The sequence below is a fragment of the Kitasatospora sp. NEAU-69 genome, assembly GCF_057158765.1.
On record NZ_JBWXUE010000050.1, the window covers coordinates 1 to 19,229 of the forward strand.

Here is a 19,229-nt window from a genome sequence, read left to right on the forward strand (position 1 = left end):
GGTGCGAGGGGGTAGATGTCGGCGATGTTCGCCGCGCCACCGGGGAAGACGGCCGTGATCTGGTCGATCTGCTCGGGTGTGAGCTCGACCAGGGGCAGCATGTCCGGGGTGATCTCGCGCGCGTCGGACGGGATCCGGTTGGGCGGAACGACGACCTCGCCGCGTCCGGCGCCCTCGGCCAGACCCGCCACGGTGGGGGCGGCGAACAGGGCGCGGACGTTGACCTGGACGCCGCGCCCGCGCAGCCGCTCCACCAGCGTCACCGCGAGCAGCGAGTGCCCGCCCAGCTCGAAGAAGTTGTCATCCACGCCGACCCGGGCCACGCCCAGGACCTCGGCGAAGACCTCACACAGGACCTCCTCACGCGCCGTCGCGGGCGCCCGATACGTAGCAGCGGCCGTGAAGTCCGGCGCGGGCAGAGCCCGCCGGTCCAGCTTCCCGTTGACGGTCAACGGCAACGCGTCGAGAACCACCACCGCGGCCGGCACCATGTACTCCGGCAACGAGGCCGCCACGTGCGCCCGCACCTCGCTCGGATCGGCCGCCGAGACCACATAGCCCACCAGACGCTTGTCGCCCGCTACGTCCTCGCGGACGATCGCCACGGCCTGCGCGACATCCGGGTGCGAGGCCAGTGCGGCTTCGATCTCGCCGAGTTCGATCCGGAAGCCACGGATCTTCACCTGGTCATCGGCACGGCCCAGGTACTCCAGGTTCCCGTCCGCCCGCCACCGCGCCACATCACCGGTCCGGTACATCCGGCTGCCTGCGGCGGTCGCGAACGGGTCCGCGACGAACCGCTCCGATGTCAGGGCCGAACGGCCCAGGTAGCCGCGCGCCAACTGCACACCAGTGATGTACAGCTCACCCGCCACCCCCGCAGGCACCGGACGCAGGCCCGCGTCCAGCACGTACGCCCGCGTGTTCCACATCGGACGCCCGATCGGCACGATCGCACCCGGCTCCTCGTCCGCGTCGAGCAGGTAGTCCGTGCAGCCGACGGTCGCCTCGGTCGGACCGTAGTGGTTCACCACCGCCACACCCGGATGACGCCCACGCCAGGACTCGATCAACGCACCCGGCACCGCCTCACCACCGACCATCATCCGACCCGACGGCACACACACCGCCGCATCAGCCAACGCCTCCAGATACGACACATGACTCGGCGTCGCCTTCAGGAACGACAACCGCTCCCCCGCCAGCACCGACGGCAGACCCTCATCCACCGCCGCCACCCGCACCCGACCACCACACGTCAACGCGCCATACAACGCCGTCACACCCGCATCGAACGAAATCGACGCATGCAACAACGTCCCGCCACCAAGCTCCGGATACACCACCCAGCAACGCGCCAGATAATTCACCAGACCCTCGTGTGCGACCACCACACCCTTCGGCCGACCCGTCGAACCCGACGTGTAGATCACATACGCAGGATGCTGCGGCCGCAGCGGCACGACACGATCAGCGTCCGTGAGATCAGCAGCGTCGTAGCCCGAGAGCTCCGTCTCGTCGAGCAGCAGCAACTCCACGCCCGGGACCTGTCCCGCGCTCTCCACGCACTGCCGCGAGGTCAGCAGCACCGAGGGCTGAGCATCGCCGAGCATGTAGGCGATCCGGTCGGCCGGATACTCCGGGTCGATCGGCACATACGCACCGCCCGACTTCAACACCGCCAGCAGCGCGACGACCAGATCCGCCGAACGCTCCAAGAGCACCGCAACCAGCGACTCCGGCCCCACACCCCGCCCGGCCAGCAGACGAGCAAGACGGTTCGCCCGAGCGTTCAACTCGGCGTAGTCCAACTCGGTGCTCTCATGTGCAAGCGCGACCGCATCGGGAGTCCGAGCGACCTGCGCCTCGAACAGCCCCGGCAACGTGGCGGCCGGCACCTCGCGCGCGGTGTCGTTCCACTCCACGAGCAGCTGCCGACGTTCCGCCTGATCCAGCACCTCGACCCGGTCAACCGACTGCCCAGGCTCAGCCACCACAGCCGCCAGCACCCGCACGAAACGCTCGACGATCCGCTCCGCGTCCGCAGCATCGAACAGGTCACGCGCGAACGCGAGCGTCCCGGTCAGGCCCGCCGGTTCACCGGCGACGCCGAAGGCCTCGCCCAGGGTGAAAGCCAGGTCGAACCTCGCGGCCGGCTCTCGCGCCGGGAGGAAGGCGGTCTGCAGGCCGGGCAGGTCGAGCACCGCCTGCGCGTTGTTCTGCAAGGTCAGCATCACCTGGAAGAGCGGGTGACGCGCCATCGAGCGCACCGGCGCCAGCTCCTCGACCAGCCGCTCGAACGGCACATCCTGATGCGCGAACGCACCCAGACCCACCTCACGCACCCGACCCAACAGCTCCGCGAACGTCGGATCCCCGGACAGATCAGTCCGCATCACCAGCGTGTTCACGAAGAACCCGACCAGATCATCAAGCGCCTCATCCGTGCGACCCGCCACCGGCGTCCCGATCGGAATATCCGTCCCCGCACCCAGGCGCGACAACAGCACGGCCAACGCCGCCTGAAGCACCATGAACACCGTCACACCCTCAGCCCGCGCCAACTCCGCGACACGAGCGTGCAGATCAGCACCCACGAACAGCTCAGCAGTACCGCCCTCGTGACTCGCCACCGCCGGACGGGCCCGAACCACCGGCAACGCCAACTCCTCCGGCAGACCAGCCAGAGCAGCCCGCCAGTACCCCAGCTGCTGCGCCAGCACACTCCCAGCGTCCTCCGGCGAACCCAGCAACTCCCGCTGCCACACCGCATAATCCGCATACTGCACCGGCAACGGCTCCCAGCTCGGAGCCTCGCTCGTCAGCCGCGCCTGATACGCCACCGACACATCCCGCGCCAGCGGACCCATCGACCAACCATCACCGGCGATGTGATGCACCACCAACAGCAGCACATGCTCCTTCGGCTCCGCCGCGAACAACCAAGCCCGCAACGGAACATCCGATGCCAGGTCGAACGCGTGCCCGGCCGCGCCGGCCACTGCCGCAGCGAGCGCCGGCTCGTCCAGGCCATCGGCATCCACGACCGTCAGCAGCGAGCCGAGGGCATCGGGCGCCAGGATCTGCTGGCTCGGCTGGCCGTCCACGGTCCGGAACACCGTCCGCAGTACCTCGTGCCGACCGGCGACATCCCGCAGCGCGGCCTCCAGCGCCTCGGCATCCAGCAGGCCCGAAAGCCGAAGCGCCATCGGGATGTTGTAGGTCGCACTCGGCCCCTCCAACTCCCCCAGGAACCAGAGCCGCTGCTGCGCGAACGACACCGGCACCACCTCCGGACGCGCACCCGCGACAAGGGCGGGACGCGCCGCGGCCGCCTGGGTCAGGCGGGCCGCGAGTCCGGCGACCGTCGGCGTCTCGAAGAGCGCCCGGATCGGCAGCTCCACCGCGAACACCGAGCGGATTCGGCTGACCAGGCGGGTCGCCAGCAGCGAATGCCCGCCCAGCTCGAAGAAGTCGGAGTCAACGCCGACCTGCGGCAGCTCCAGCCCCAGCACCTGAGCGAACAGCTCGCACAGCAGCTCCTCGCGGGGCGTCGACGGAGCCAGGTACGGCGTCGTGGCGGCGAAGTCGGGTGCCGGCAGCGCGCGCCGGTCCGGCTTGCCGTTGACGGTCAGCGGCAGCGCGTCCAGCACGACGAGCGCGGCCGGGACCATGTACTCCGGCAGCGAGGCCGCGAGCCGCGCCCGCACGGCGGCCAGGTCGAGCCCGGCGGCGTCGCCGTCTGCCGGGACGACGTAGCCGATCAGCCTCTTGTCACCCGGTGCGTCCTCCCGCACGGACGCCATCGCGTACGCGACGCCATCGTGGCCGGTCAGCGCTGCCTCGATCTCGCCCAACTCGATCCGGAACCCGCGCAGTTTGACCTGCTGGTCGGCCCGGCCGGCGAACTCCAGCTCGCCGTGCCGGTTCCACCGGGCCAGGTCACCGGTGCGGTACATCCGGGTTCCCGCAGGCCCGAAGGGATCCGCGACGAACCGTTCCACCGTCAGGCCCGGCCGACCCAGGTAGCCGCGAGCGACGCCCGTCCCTCCGATGTAGAGCTCGCCCACACTGCCGACCGGCACCGGACGCAACCCGCGATCCAGCACGTACGCCCGGGTGTTGTCGAGCGGACGGCCGATCGGCAGCAGACCGCGCACGTCGGTCACGGTGTGGCTGACGGCGAACGTGGTCGTCTCGGTGGGGCCGTAGACGTTGATCACCGCCGTGCCGGGGCATGCCTCCAGCACCCGGGCCACCAGCGCCGGGGAGACCACGTCACCGCCCGTCCAGACCTCGCGGACTCCCGCAAAGCAGCCGGGATCCTCCTCCGCCACCAGCCCGAAGAGGCCGATGGTGATGAACAGGCCCGTGACGCCGTGACCGCTGACCAGACGGCCCAGTGCGGCCGCCGTGAGGTCTCCCGCAGGCGCCACCACGACTCGGCCGCCCCTCAGCAGCGGCGTCCACAGCTCGAAGGTCGAGGCGTCGAAGGAGTGCGGCGAGTGCAGCAGCACCCGGTCGAAAGCGCCGCCCGCGAATCGGCGGTCCATCGCGAGCGCGATCACGTCCCGCTGGGTGGCCGCCACGCCCTTCGGCTGGCCCGTCGAACCGGAGGTGTACATCACATACGCCAACTGGTCTGCGCTGCACGGAACATCGACCGCCACCGGCGACTCGCCGGCATCCTCGCCGACAACCAGCACGGTGATGCCCAGCTCGCCGGCCTGCGCAACGGATGCGGCGTCGGTGAGGACCACGCTCGCACCGGTCTCGCCCACGATCAGCATGCGGTGCGCCTGCGGGTAGCGCGCGTCCAGCGGAACGTAGAACCCGCCCGCCTTCACCACCGCCAGCAGCGCCACCACCAGATCGGCGGAACGCTCCATCAACACTGCCACGCCGCGCTCGGCACCCACACCGCAGGCGACCAGCCGAGCCGCCAGACGGCCGGCCCGCGCATCCAACTCCGCGTAGCTGAGCTCCACGCCCTCGTGCACCAACGCCACCGCACCAGGAGTCCGCGCCACCTGCGCCGCGAACAGCTCCGCCAGCGACCCGCCCGGGAACTCCGCCGCCGTGTCGTTCCACTCGGTCAGCAGCGACCGGCGCTCTGCCTCGTCCAGCACCTCGACGGACTCGACCGGCCGCTGCGGCTCGGCCACCAAGCCCGCCAGCACCCGCACGAAACGCTCGGCGATCCGCTGCGCGGCCTCGGTGTCGAACAGGTCGAGCGCGAAGGTGAGACCGCCACGCAGCCCGGCCGGTCCGCCGTCGGGCTCGAAGGCCTCGCCCAGCGCGAACTCCAGGTCGAACTTGGCCGGGGCCTGAGCCGGCGGCAGCGCAGCCGCCGTGAGGCCGGGGACGTCCAGCACGGCGCGCGCGTTGTTCTGCAGCGAGAGCATCACCTGAAAGAGCGGGTGGCGGGCCATCGACCGCGCCGGCGCCAGGTCCTCGACCAGCCGCTCGAAGGGTATGTCCTGGTGCGCGAACGCCCCCAGGCCCGTCTCGCGCACCCGGCCCAGCAGCTGGGCGAACGTCGGGTCACCGGAGAGATCGGTGCGCATCACCAGCGTGTTCACGAAGAACCCGACCAGATCATCGAGCGCGTCATCGGTGCGGCCCGCCACCGGCGTACCGATCGGGATATCCGTACCCGCCCCCAGGCGCGACAGCAGTACGGCCAGCGCCGCCTGGAGCACCATGAAGACGGTCACGCCTTCGGACCGCGCCAACTGGACCAGCTGCTCGTGCAGTTCGGCTGATATCGCGAGCTCGACGGTCTCGCCCCGGTGGCTCGCCACCGCCGGGCGCGGCCGCACGGCCGGCAGGGCCGACTCCTCCGGCAGGTCAGCCAGAGCAGTTCGCCAGTAGGCCAGTTGCTCGGAGAGCACGCTACCCGGGGCGTCCTCCTCGCCCAGCAGCTCGCGCTGCCAGAGGGCGTAGTCCGCGTACTGCACGGCCGGCGGCTCCCAGCTCGGAGCGTCGCCCGTCAGTCGCGCCTGGTAGGCGGCCGAGACGTCGCGCGCGAGCGGGCCCATCGACCAGCCGTCACCCGCGATGTGGTGCACCACCAGCAGCAGCACGTGCTCGTCCGGCGCGAGCGTGAACAGCCAAGCCCGCAGGGGTACTTCGGCCGACAGGTCGAAGGCGTGGCCCGATGCCTCGGCCACCGCCGCAGCCAGCGCCTGCTCATCGAGCGCAGCGGCGTCCACGGCCGTCAGCAACGAACCGAGTGCCTCGGGCGCCAGAATCTGCTGGTGCGGCTGCCCGTCGATGGCGGGGAAGACGGTGCGCAGCACTTCGTGCCGACCCGCGACATCGCACAGCGCGGCCGCCAGGGCGTCGGCATCCAGCCGGCCCGTGAGTCGCAGGCCCAGCGGGATGTTGTAGGTCGCGCTCGGCCCGTCCAACTCGCCCAGGAACCAGAGCCGCTGCTGCGCGAACGACACCGGCACCACCTCCGGGCGCAGCCCGGCCGTCAGCGCCGGACGGCCCTGGGCGGCAGCACCGAGGCGCTCGGCGAGCGCGGCGACCGTCGGCGCCTCGAACAACGCGCGGATCGACAGCTCGACGCCGAGGACGGAACGGATCCGGCTCACCAGGCGGGTGGCCAGCAGCGAGTGGCCGCCGAGCTCGAAGAAGCTGTCATCGATGCCGACGGCCCGGTCCACCCCGAGGATCTCGCCGAACAGCGCGGCCAGCACCTCCTCCTGCGGCGTGCGCGGAGCTCGCTCCGAACCTGGCGACAGGCCGGGGGCGGGAAGGGCGCGGCGGTCGAGCTTGCCGTTGACGGTCAGCGGCAGCGCGTCGAGGACGACGAGCGCGGCGGGGACCATGTACTCCGGCAGCTGGGCGGCCAGGTGGGCACGGACGGCAGCGAGGTCAACGTCCTCGGCCGGGACGAGGTAGCCGACCAGGCGCTTGTCACCGGGAACGTCCTCGCGGACGAGCACGGTCGCCTGAACGACGCCCGGATGGGCGGCCAGCGCGGCCTCGATCTCACCAAGCTCGATACGGAAGCCGCGAAGCTTCACCTGGTCGTCGGTCCGACCCAGGTACTCGAGCAGCCCGTCGGAGCCCCAGCGGGCGAGGTCACCGGTGCGGTACATCCGGCTCCCGGCAACGCTGAACGGGTTCGCGACGAAGCGCTCGGCGGTGAGCGCCGCACGGTTGACGTAGCCGCGCGCCAGCTGGATGCCCGCAAGGTACAGCTCGCCCTCGCAACCCACCGGCACAGGCTGAAGGTTGGCGTCCAGGACGTAGACCTGGGTGTTCCACACCGGCCGCCCGATCGGCATGGTGCTGGTGTCGGCTTCGCAGGTCCAGGCGGTGACATCGACCGATGCCTCCGTCGGGCCGTAGAGGTTGTGCAGCGGCAGGCCGAGTACCTCGTCGAACCTGTCACGCAGCTCGGCGGGCAACGCCTCGCCACTGCACATCACAGCGCGCAGCCCGGTACACGCGGCAGCAGCCGGCTCCTGAAGGAACACCTGAAGCATCGACGGCACAAAGTGCGTGACCGTGACCCCCTGCTCCTGAATCAGCTCCGCCAGGTACGCCGGATCACGGTGACCTCCGGGACGCGCGACAACCAGCGCAGCGCCTTCCAGCAGCGGCCAGAAGAACTCCCACACGGAAACGTCGAACCCGAACGGCGTCTTCTGCAAGACGCGATCCGCAGTCGAGAGCCCGTACTCATGCTGCATCCAGGCCAGGCGGTTGGCGATGCCCTCATGCGGCACCGCAACGCCCTTGGGACGGCCCGTCGAGCCCGACGTGTAAATCACGTACGCCGGGTGGGCCGCAGCGACCGCCACGCCCAGGTTCTCGCTGGACTCGTCGGCGATGACAGCCTCATCCAAGACCAGGTGTGGCACGCCCTCGCCCACGGCCACACCGGGCGTCGTCAGCACCAGAACCGGCGCCGCGTCTGCCAGCACATACGCGATCCGGTCAGCCGGATACTCCGGATCCACCGGTACGTACGCGCCGCCCGCCTTCAGCACCGCGAGCAGCGCGACCACCAGGTCGGCGGAGCGCTCCATCGCCACCGCGACGAGCGACTCCGGCCCCACACCCCGCCCGACCAGCACCCGGGCAAGACGATTCGCCCGAGCATTCAACTCGCCATAGCTGAGCTGAACGCCCTCGAACACCAACGCCGTCGCATCCGGGGTCCGCGCCACCTGCGCCTCGAACAACCCCGGCAACGCCCCCACCGGCACACCAGCAGCAGTGTCGTTCCACTCCACCAGCACACGCTGACGCTCAGCCTCGCCCAACACCTCCACCCGACCAACCGACAGCTGCGGCTCGGCAACGACCGCACGCAGCACCCGGACCAACCGCTCGGCAATCCGCTCAGCAGCCGCCACATCGAACAGGTCGAGCGCGAACGTCAGGTTCCCGCTCAGCCCAGCCGGGGAGCCATCAGCAGCGAAGGACTCGCCGAGGGTGAAGGCCAGGTCGAACTTGGCCGGGGCCTGTCCGGCCGGCAGCAGACTCGCGTCGAGTCCGGGCAGGTCGAGCACCGCCTCGGTGGTGTTCTGCAAAGTCAGCATCACCTGGAAGAGCGGGTGACGCGCCATCGACCGCACCGGCGCCAGCTCCTCGACCAGCCGCTCGAACGGCACATCCTGATGCGCGAACGCACCCAGACCCACCTCACGCACCCGACCCAGCACCTGCGCGAACGTCGGGTCACCGGACAGGTCGGTCCGCATCACCAGCGTGTTCACGAAGAACCCGACCAGATCATCGAGCGCCTCATCCGTCCGACCCGCCACCGGCGTACCGATCGGGATATCCGTACCCGCACCCAGGCGCGACAGCAGCACGGCCAACGCCGCCTGAAGCACCATGAACACGGTCACACCCTCGGCCCGCGCCAACTCGGCCACAGCACGGTGCAGATCAGCGTCGATCGACAGCTCAGCGGTCCCACCCTCATGACTCGCCACCGCCGGACGGGCCCGGAGCACCGGCAACGCCAGCTCCTCCGGCAGGTCGGCCAACGCGCCATGCCAGTAGGCCAACTGCTGCGCCAGCACACTCCCAGCGTCCTCCGGCGCACCGAGCAACTCCCGCTGCCACACCGCATAGTCCGCGTACTGCACCGGCAGCGGCTCCCAGCTCGGAGCGTCGCCCGTCAGCCGCGCCTGGTAGGCGGCCGACACATCCCTCGCCAGCGGACCCATCGACCAGCCATCACCGGCGATGTGATGCACCACCAGCAGCAGCACATGCTCATCCGGCGCCACAGTGAAGAGCGTTGCGCGCAGCGGCAGTTCGGCCGAAAGGTCGAAGCCGTACTCAGCTGCCGCAGCGAACTGCTTCGCATCGAGCCCGGCGGCCTCCACGACCGTCAGCAACGATCCGACCGAGTCCGGGTGCTGAATGTGCTGGTGCGGCTGGCCATCGACGGCCGGGAAGACCGTGCGCAGCACCTCGTGCCGAGCAACGACATCTCGCAGCGCGGCCTCCAGGGCCGCCACGTCCAGGGCACCGGTCAGGCGCAGAGCCAACGGAATGTTGTAGGTCGCGCTCGGTCCCTCCAGCTCGCCCAGGAACCAGAGCCGCTGCTGCGCGAACGACACCGGCACGACCTCCGGACGCGCACCGGCGACAAGCGCCGGACGCGCCTGAGCCGCACCACCGAGACGCCCGGCGAGCGCGGCGACCGTCGGTGCCTCGAACAGCGCCCGGATCGACAGCTCGACGCCCAACACCGAACGGATCCGGCTCACCAGGCGGGTGGCCAGCAGCGAATGCCCGCCCAGATCAAAGAAGTTGTCGTCCACCCCGACCTGCGCCAGACCCAGCACCTGCGCGAAGACCTCGCACAGGATCTCCTCCTGCGGCGTCGAGGGAAGTCGATGCGCCACTGCCACCGTGAAGTCCGGAGCCGGCAGGGCGCGGCGGTCGAGCTTGCCGTTGACGGTCAGCGGCAGCGCGTCAAGGACGACGAGCGCGGCCGGGACCATGTACTCCGGCAGCTGAGCTGCCAGGTGGGCACGGACGGCAGCGAGGTCAACATCCTCGGCCGGGACGAGGTAGCCGACCAGGCGCGTGTCGCCGGGAACGTCCTCGCGGACCAGCACCGTCGCCTGAACGACGCCCGGGTGCCCGGCCAGTGCGGCCTCGATCTCACCGAGCTCGATGCGGAAGCCGCGAAGCTTCACCTGGTCATCGGTACGCCCCAGGTACTCGAGCAGCCCGTCAGCACTCCACCTGGCAAGGTCACCGGTGCGGTACATCCGGGCACCCGGAGCACCGAACGGGTTCGCGACGAACCGCTCGGCAGTCAGCGCGGCGCGATTCACGTAGCCGCGCGCCAGTTGGACGCCCGCCAGGTAAAGCTCACCCTCGGAACCGATCGGGACAGGCTGAAGGTTGGCGTCCAGGACGTAGACCTGGGTGTTCCACACCGGCCGCCCGATCGGCACGACACCACGATCGGCCTCGCAGGTCCAGGCGGTGACATCGACCGATGCCTCCGTCGGACCGTACAGGTTGTGCAGCGGCAGGCCGAGCACCTCATCGAACCTGTCACGCAACTCGGCGGGCAGCGCCTCGCCACTGCACATGACGGCCCGCAGCGCGGTGCACGCGGCAGCGGCCGGCTCCTGAAGGAAGACCTGAAGCATCGACGGCACGAAGTGCGTGACCGTGATCCCCTGCTCCTGAATCAGCTCCGCCAGGTACGCCGGATCACGGTGACCACCCGGACGCGCGACAACCAGAGTCGCGCCCTCCAGCAACGGCCAGAAGAACTCCCACACCGAGACATCGAACCCGAACGGCGTCTTCTGCAAGACGCGATCCGCAGCCGAGAGCCCATACTCGTGCTGCATCCAGGCCAGGCGGTTGACGATGCCCTCATGCGGCACCGCAACACCCTTGGGACGACCCGTCGAGCCCGACGTGTAAATCACGTACGCCGGATGCTCGGCACCCACCGCCACATGCAGGTTCTCACCAGACTGGCCAGCGAAAACGGCCTCGTCGAACACCAGGTGCGGCACGCCCTCGCCCACGGCCACACCGGCCGTCGTCAGCACCAGAACCGGCGCCGCATCCTGCAGCACGTAGGCGATGCGGTCAGCCGGGTACTCCGGGTCGATCGGCACATACGCGCCACCCGCCTTCAGCACCGCCAGCAGCGCCACCACCAGCTCAACCGAACGCTCCATCGCCACCGCAACCAGCGACTCCGGCCCCACACCCCGCCCCACCAACACCCGGGCAAGACGATTCGCCCGAGCGTTCAACTCGGCGTAGTCCAACTCGGTGCTCTCATAGGCAAGCGCGACCGCATCGGGAGTCCGAGCGACCTGCGCCTCGAACAACCCCGGCAACGTCCCCACCGGCACACCAGCAGCAGTGTCATTCCACTCCACCAGCACACGCTGACGCTCAGCCTCGCCCAACACCTCCACCCGACCAACCGACACCTGCGGCTCAGCCACAACCGCGCGCAGCACCCGAACCAACCGCTCGGCAATCCGCTCAGCAGCCGCCACATCGAACAGGTCGCATGCAAACGTCAGGCTGCCACGCAGTCCGTCCGGCGCCCCACTGTCCGCAGCAAGGACCTCGTCCAGCGTGAAGGCCAGGTCGAACCTCGCCGCCGACTCCCCCGTCGGCAGCAGCCGGACGTCCAGCTCGGGCAGGTCGAGCACCGCCTGGCGGTTGTTCTGGAGCGTCAGCATCACCTGGAAGAGCGGGTGACGCGCCATCGACCGCACCGGCGCCAGCTCCTCGACCAGCCGCTCGAACGGCACATCCTGATGCGCGAACGCACCCAGACCCACCTCACGCACCCGGCCCAGCACCTGCGCGAACGTCGGGTCACCGGAGAGATCCGTGCGCATCACCAGCGTGTTCACGAAGAACCCGACCAGATCATCGAGCGCCTCATCGGTGCGGCCCGCCACCGGCGTCCCGATCGGGATGTCCGTCCCGGCGCCCAGGCGCGACAGCAGCACGGCCAGCGCCGCCTGAAGCACCATGAACACCGTCACACCCTCGGCGCGCGCCAAATCAACCAGACCACGGTGCAGTTCGGCCGGAACGGCGAACTCGACGGTCCCACCCTCGTGGCTCGCCACCGCCGGACGGGCCCGCAGCACCGGCAGCGCCAGCTCCTCCGGCAGGTCGGCCAACGCGCCACGCCAGTAGGCCAGCTGCTGCGCCAGCACGCTGTCCGGATCGTTCTCATCGCCCAACAGCTCGCGCTGCCAGGCCGCATAGTCCGCGTACTGGACCGGCAACGCCGTCCAGTACGCGCTCTGCCCGGATCGCCGAGCCTCATAGGCGACCGACACGTCCCTCGCCAGCGGGCCCATCGACCAGCCGTCACCGGCGATGTGATGCACCACCAGAAGCAGCACATGCTCGTCCGGCGCCACCGCGAACAGCCAAGCCCGCAGCGGAAGATCAGCTGACAGGTCGAACAGGTGACCCGATGCCCCGGCCACCGCCTCCGCCAGCGCCTGCTCACCGAGGCCGGCGGCATCCACGACCGTCAGCAGCGAACCCAGCGCCTCGCAGTCCAGCACCTGCTGGCGCGGCAGCCCGTCCACGGCCGGGAAGACGGTGCGCAGCACCTCGTGCCGACCTGCGACATCGCGCAGCGCGGCCTCCAGCGCGTCGACATCGAGCCGACCGGAGAGACGCAGCGCCATCGGCATGTTGTAGGTCGCGCTCGGTCCCTCCAACTCGCCCAGGAACCAAAGCCGCTGCTGCGCGAACGACACCGGCACGACCTCCGGACGCGCACCCGCGACAAGCGCCGGACGCGCCGCCCGCGCACCATCCAGGCGCCCGGCGAGCGCGGCGACCGTCGGCGCCTCGAACAGCACGCGAATCGACAGCTCCACACCCAGCACCGAACGGATCCGGCTCAGCAGACGCGTCGCCAGCAGCGAATGCCCGCCCAGATCAAAGAAGTTGTCGTCCACCCCGACCTGCGCCAGGCCCAGCACCTCGGCGACCAGGCCACACAGGATCTCCTCCTGCACCGTGGCCGGTGCGCGACCGGTCGTCACGGACGCAGCGAAGTCCGGGGCGGGCAGGGCGCGGCGGTCGAGCTTGCCGTTGACGGTCAACGGCAGCGCGTCCAGGACCACGAGCGCGGCGGGGACCATGTACTCCGGCAGCAGCGCCGAGACGTGCGCACGCACCGCGGCGAGATCGACGTCGCCCACCGGAACGAGGTACCCGACCAGGCGCTTGTCACCCGGAACGTCCTCGCGAACCAGCACCGTCGCCTGCACGACGCCCGGGTGCCCGGCCAGCGCGGCCTCGATCTCACCGAGCTCGATGCGGAAGCCACGAAGCTTCACCTGGTCATCGGTACGCCCCAGGTACTCAAGCAGCCCGTCAGCACTCCACCGGGCAAGGTCACCGGTGCGGTACATCCGGCTCCCGCCGGTACCGAACGGGTTCGCAACGAACCGCTCAGCAGTCAGCCCCGCACGATTCACATAGCCGCGCGCCAGCTGGATGCCCGCAAGGTACAGCTCGCCCTCGCAACCCACCGGAACAGGCCGGAGGTTGGCGTCCAAGACGTAGACCTGGGTGTTCCACACCGGCCGCCCGATCGGCACGACACCACGGCCGGCCTCGCAGGTCCAAGCGGTGACATCGACCGAAGCCTCCGTCGGACCGTACAGGTTGTGCAACGGGACATCCATCAACTGCCGGAACCGGTCCGCCAGTTCAACGGGCAGCGCCTCGCCACTGCACATCACAGCGCGCAGCCCGGTGCACGCGCCAGCAGCCGGCTCCTGAAGGAACACCTGCAGCATCGACGGCACAAAGTGCGTGACCGTGACCCCTTGCTCCTGAATCAGCTCCGCCAAGTACGCCGGATCACGGTGACCACCGGGACGCGCCACAACCAACGCAGCACCCTCCAGCAACGGCCAGAAGAACTCCCACACCGACACGTCGAACCCGAACGGCGTCTTCTGCAAGACGCGATCCGCAGTCGAAAGCCCGTACTCATGCTGCATCCAGGCCAAGCGGTTCACGATGCCCTCATGCGGCACCGCCACACCCTTGGGACGCCCCGTCGACCCCGACGTGTAGATCACGTACGCCGGGTGGCCCGTAGCGACCGCCACACCCAAGTTCTCACCAGACTGACCAGCGACAACAGCCTCATCGACAACCAGGCACGGCACCCCGTCCCCCACCGCCACGCCGGCCGTCGTCAGCACCAGAACCGGCGCCGCATCCGCCAGCACATACGCAATCCGGTCAGCCGGATACTCCGGATCCACCGGCACATACGCGCCGCCCGCCTTCAGCACCGCCAGCAGCGCCACCACCAGCTCAACCGAACGCTCCATCGCCACCGCGACCAGCGACTCCGGCCCCACACCCCGCCCGACCAACACCCGAGCAAGACGATTCGCCCGAGCATTCAACTCCCCATAGCTGAGCTCAACGCCCTCGAACACCAACGCCAGCGCATCCGGCGTCCGCGCCACCCGCTCCTCGAACAACCCCGGCAACGTCCCCACCGGCACACCAGCAGCAGTGTCGTTCCACTCCACCAGCAGAGTGCGGCGCCGCTCGTCGGAGAGGACCTCGATGCCGGCCAGGGGCGCACCGGGTGCGGTCTCCAGCGCGGCGACCACGTTCGCGGCGGTCGTGTGCACCAGCTCGCACACCAGCTCCGGATCGACCGGCGCGGCCGACTGGACGGTCAGCACGAAGCCCGCGCCGGTGTCGTCCACCGAGACCGTGAGGGGGTAGTACGTGCGCTCCTCGGCGTGCAGCACCTCGGCGCCCTCGATGCCGACGTCCGGGGTCACGCCGCCGCCGGGCGTGTGGCGGTAGTTGAGCAGCGAGGTGAACAGCGGCGTCTGCGCTGCCACGCCGCTCGCCCGCTGGGCCAGCGCGAGCGGTGCGTGCTCGTGCCTCAGCAGGTCGACGAGCTGGCCCTGCATCGCGCGGACGGCGTCCAGCACGCCCACGTCCGTGCCGGCGACGCGCACCGGGAGGGTGTTGATGAAGAGGCCGAGGGCCCGGGCGGCCTGGGCGCCGGCCTGCATCCGGCCGAACAGGACGGTGCCGAAGACCACGTCGTCGCGGCCCGAGGCCGAGGCGACGATCCGCGCCCAGGCGGTGTGGAAGAGGGTGGCCGCGCTGACGCCGTGCCGCCGGGCCTGCGCCCGCAGCCGCTCCGCGAGCTCGGCGGCGACCGGCAGCTTGCGCTCGGTGACCCGGGCGCCCTCGCCGTGGATGTCGAGCAGGCCGAACGGGGCGGTCGGCTCGCTGACGTCGGCCAGCAGCCCGGCGAAGAAGCGCTCGTGCTCCTCGCGCGAGACCTGTCCCCGGGCCTGCGCGACGAAGGTGCGGAACGGCAGCGGGGCGGGCAGCTCGGCGCCGCGCCCGGCCATCAGTGCGCGGATCTCGTCGAGCACGACCTCCATCGTCGTGTGGTCGCGGACCAGGTCGTGCAGCTGGAGCAGCAGCAGGCCACGGCCGGTGCCCGGCTCGGTGGCGGTGAAGGCGCGCACCAGCGGCGCGCGCCCGATGTCCAACGGCACGGCGCCGCGCGCCAGCAGCGCGGTGACCGCGGCCGGGCCGGTCGCCCCGGCGTCGAGCACGACCTCCTCGACGGCTATCGCGGCCTCGCGCAGCACCACCTGGACGGGCTCGCGCAGCCCCTCCCACATGACGGCGGTGCGCAGCACGTCGTGGCGGTCCACCACCTGCTGGAGGGCGGCCAGGAAGCCGTGCAGGCGGTCACGGCCGTCGAAGCCGATCACCGCCGGGACCACGTACGCGTCGCCGCCGCCCGCGAGGCGCATCAGGTGGTGGAAGAAGATGCCCTCCTGGAGCGGCGCCAGGGGGTAGATGTCGGCGACGTTGGCCGCGCCGCCGGGGACGGCCGCGACGATCCGGTCGATCTCCTCGCTGGACAGCCGCACCAGCGGCAGCAGCTCGGGGGTGATCGCCTGCGCGCCGGCCGGGATCAGGTTCGGCGGTACGACGACGCCACCGCCGATCCGAGTGCCCTCATCGACGCCCACAACACCCACGACACCCGCGACACCCGCGAGCCCGCCGGCCGTCGGCGTCGCGAACAGCGTCCGCACGTCGATCGCCACGCCCCGCTCGCGCAGCCGCTCCACCAGCGTCATCGCCAGCAGCGAGTGCCCGCCCAGCTCGAAGAACGAGTCGTCGACGCCGACCCGCGACACGCCGAGCACCTGCGCGAACACCTCGCACAGCAGCTCCTCGCACGGCGTCGAGGGGGCCCGGTACGTCGTCGCGGCGGCGAAGTCGGGCGCGGGCAGGGCGCGGCGGTCGAGCTTGCCGTTGACGGTCAGCGGCAGCGCATCCAGCACCACCACCGCCGCCGGGACCATGTACTCCGGCAGCGACGCAGCGAGCTGGGCGCGGACGGCGGAGGGGTCCAGGGCAGCTGCGTCAGCGGGGACCACGTACCCCACCAACCGCTGGTCACCCGGCTGGTCCTCCCGGACGACCACGACCGCGTGCGCGACGTCCGGGTGCGAGGCCAGCGCCGCCTCCACCTCGCCGAGCTCGATCCGGAAGCCACGGATCTTCACCTGGTCGTCGGCACGACCCAGGTACTCCAGGTTCCCGTCCGCCCGCCACCGCGCCACATCACCCGTGCGGTACATCCGCGCACCAGCGACAACAGCGAACGGGTCCGCGACGAAGCGCTCCGCCGTCAGACCGGCACGGCCCAGGTAGCCGCGCGCCAACTGCACGCCAGCGATGTACAGTTCGCCGGCCACACCCGCAGGCACCGGACGCAGACCGGCGTCCAGCACATACGCCCGCGTGTTCCACATCGGGCGCCCGATCGGCACCACCGCGCCCGGCTCCTCAGCCGCGTCGAGCACGTAGTCCGTGCAGCCGACCGTCGCCTCGGTCGGACCGTAGTGGTTCACCACCGCCACACCCGGGTGCCGCTCACGCCACTGCACCATCAGCGGGCCGGGCATCGCCTCGCCGCCGAGCATGAGCCGCCCGTTCGGGGCGTAGCCGTCGGCGTCGGAGTGCCCCTCCAGGTACGCCAGGTGGCTCGACGTCGCCTTCAGGAACGACAGCCGCTCACCGCCCAGTTCCGCGGGCAACTGCCCGTCCAGCGCCGCCAGTCGCACCCGGCCGCCGGAGGTCAGCGCGCCGTACAGCGCCGTGACACCGGCGTCGAACGAGATCGAGGCGTGCGCCAGCGTGTCGCCGCTGACCTCGGGGTAGGCCACGGCGGCCCGGGTCAGGTAGTTCACCAGCCCCTCGTGCGCGACCACCACGCCCTTCGGCCGGCCCGTCGAGCCCGACGTGTAGATCACGTACGCAGGATGCTGCGGCCGCAGCGGCGCGAGGCGATCAGCATCGGTCAAGTCCACCGCGTCGTAACCGGAGAGGACCGTCTCGTCGAGCAGCAGCCGCTGCACGCCCGGGAGTTCACCGGCCTGGCCGGCGCACTGCCGCTCGGTCAGCAGCACCGAGGGCCGCGCGTCGGCGAGCATGTAGGCGAGCCGCTCGGCCGGGTACGCGGGGTCCAGCGGCACGTACCCACCGCCCGCCTTCAGCACCGCGAGCAGTGCGACCAGCAGATCGGGCGAGCGCTCCAGCAGCACGCCGACCAGCGACTCCGGCCCCACCCCGCGCTCGACCAGCAGCCGGGCAAGACGGTTGGCCCGCGCGTTCAACTCGGCGTAGTCCAACTCGGTGCTCTGCTCGGCGCTGCCCTGCACGAGCGCGATCGCGTCCGGCGTCCGGGCGACCTGCGCCTCGAACAGCCCCGGCAGCGTGCCGGTCGGCACCTCGACCGCCGTGTCGTTCCACTCGGTCAGGATCCGGTGCCGCTCCTGCTCGGTGAGCAGCTCGACGGCCGCGAGCGGGCGCTGCGGGTCCTCGACGGCCGCGAGCAGCTCCAGCAGCCGGGCGAACCGCTCGGCGTGCCCGGCCGCGTCAACGGCCTGGTACAGCGCCGGGTTCGCGTCGACGACCAGCCGCAGGCCCGCGCCGGCCTGCCGGTCGTACAGCACGAACGACAGGTCCTCGACCGAACCGTTGGAGAAGTTGTGCGGGGTGCTGGGCAGGCCGGCGAAGCGCAGGTCGTAGTCGAAGGCCATCACGTTGACGGTCGTGCCGAACAGCCGGGCGCCGCTGCCGACCAGGCCCAGCTCGCGCAGCAGCTCCTCGGAGCGGTAGCGCTGGTGGCGCAGCCCCTCGCGGATGGCGGTGACGGCCTGCCGGGTCAGCTCGGCGAGGCCGGTCTGCGGGCGCAGCGTCAGCCGGATCGGCAGCACGTTGGCGAGCATGCCGGGGGTGGTGCGCTGGAGCCGGTTGGTCCGGCCGGTCACCGGCAGGCCCAGGACGACGTCCTCGGCGCCGGTCAGGCGGTGGTCGTAGAGCGCGGCTGCCGCCGTGACGAGGACGGGCAGGCTGGTGCGCAGGGCGCGGGCGGCGGCGCGCAGCCGGTCCGCCGTCTCGGGGTCGAGGTCCACGTGGTGCCGGACGGCGTCGTGCAAGGCGGGCGCGAAGCGGCCGGCCAGGCCGACCGGCTCGGGGCGGTCGGCGAAGCGGTCCGTCCAGTAGCGGCGGTCCTCGGCGAGCTGCTCGCCGGCGCGGTACGCGGCGTCCTGCGCCAGCAGCTCGCGGAACGGCGCGAACGGGGTGCCGGTGGGCCGTCCCTCGACCAGGGCGGTGTAGATCTCGGCGACCCGGTTGGCGACGAGCGCGCCGCTGTAGCCGTCGGCGACGATGTGGTGGGCGCGCTGGTACCAGAAGAACCGGTCCGGGCCCGCCGGGAACATCACCATCGCGAAGGCCGGGCCGTTCTCCAGGTCGACCGGACGCGCCAGGTCGGCCCGGATCCACTCCTGCACGGCGCCCCACGGGTCGGCCTCGGCGCTCACGTCGTACCGCTGGACGGGCGCCTGCGCCGCCGGCGAGACGCTCTGGCGCACCTGGTCGCCGACCCGGGTGAAGCGCAGCCGGAGCATCTCGGCCTCGCCGACCATCTGCCGCAGCGCGGTCTCGAACAGCTCCGCGTCCACCGAGCCGTGGATCTCCAGGCATTCGGCGATCTGATAGGCCGGATTCGACGGGTCCAAATGCTGCGCGAACCACATTCCGGACTGTCCGGCCGTGAGCGGCAAGGTGGCAGCCTGAGTGTCCGACATCTTCGTGCTCCGGTTCGTCTACCAGCGGCCCGCTGCGAAATG

Annotated in this window: 1 protein-coding gene; it reads right to left on the bottom strand. The window is 70.9% G+C overall.

The features are described from left to right. The coding region (locus AC060L_RS34780) for a non-ribosomal peptide synthase/polyketide synthase (RefSeq protein WP_483802973.1) at nt 1–19,187 on the bottom strand (19,187 nt) is incomplete at its 3' end. Between the last annotated feature and the right edge of the window lie 42 nt (nt 19,188–19,229).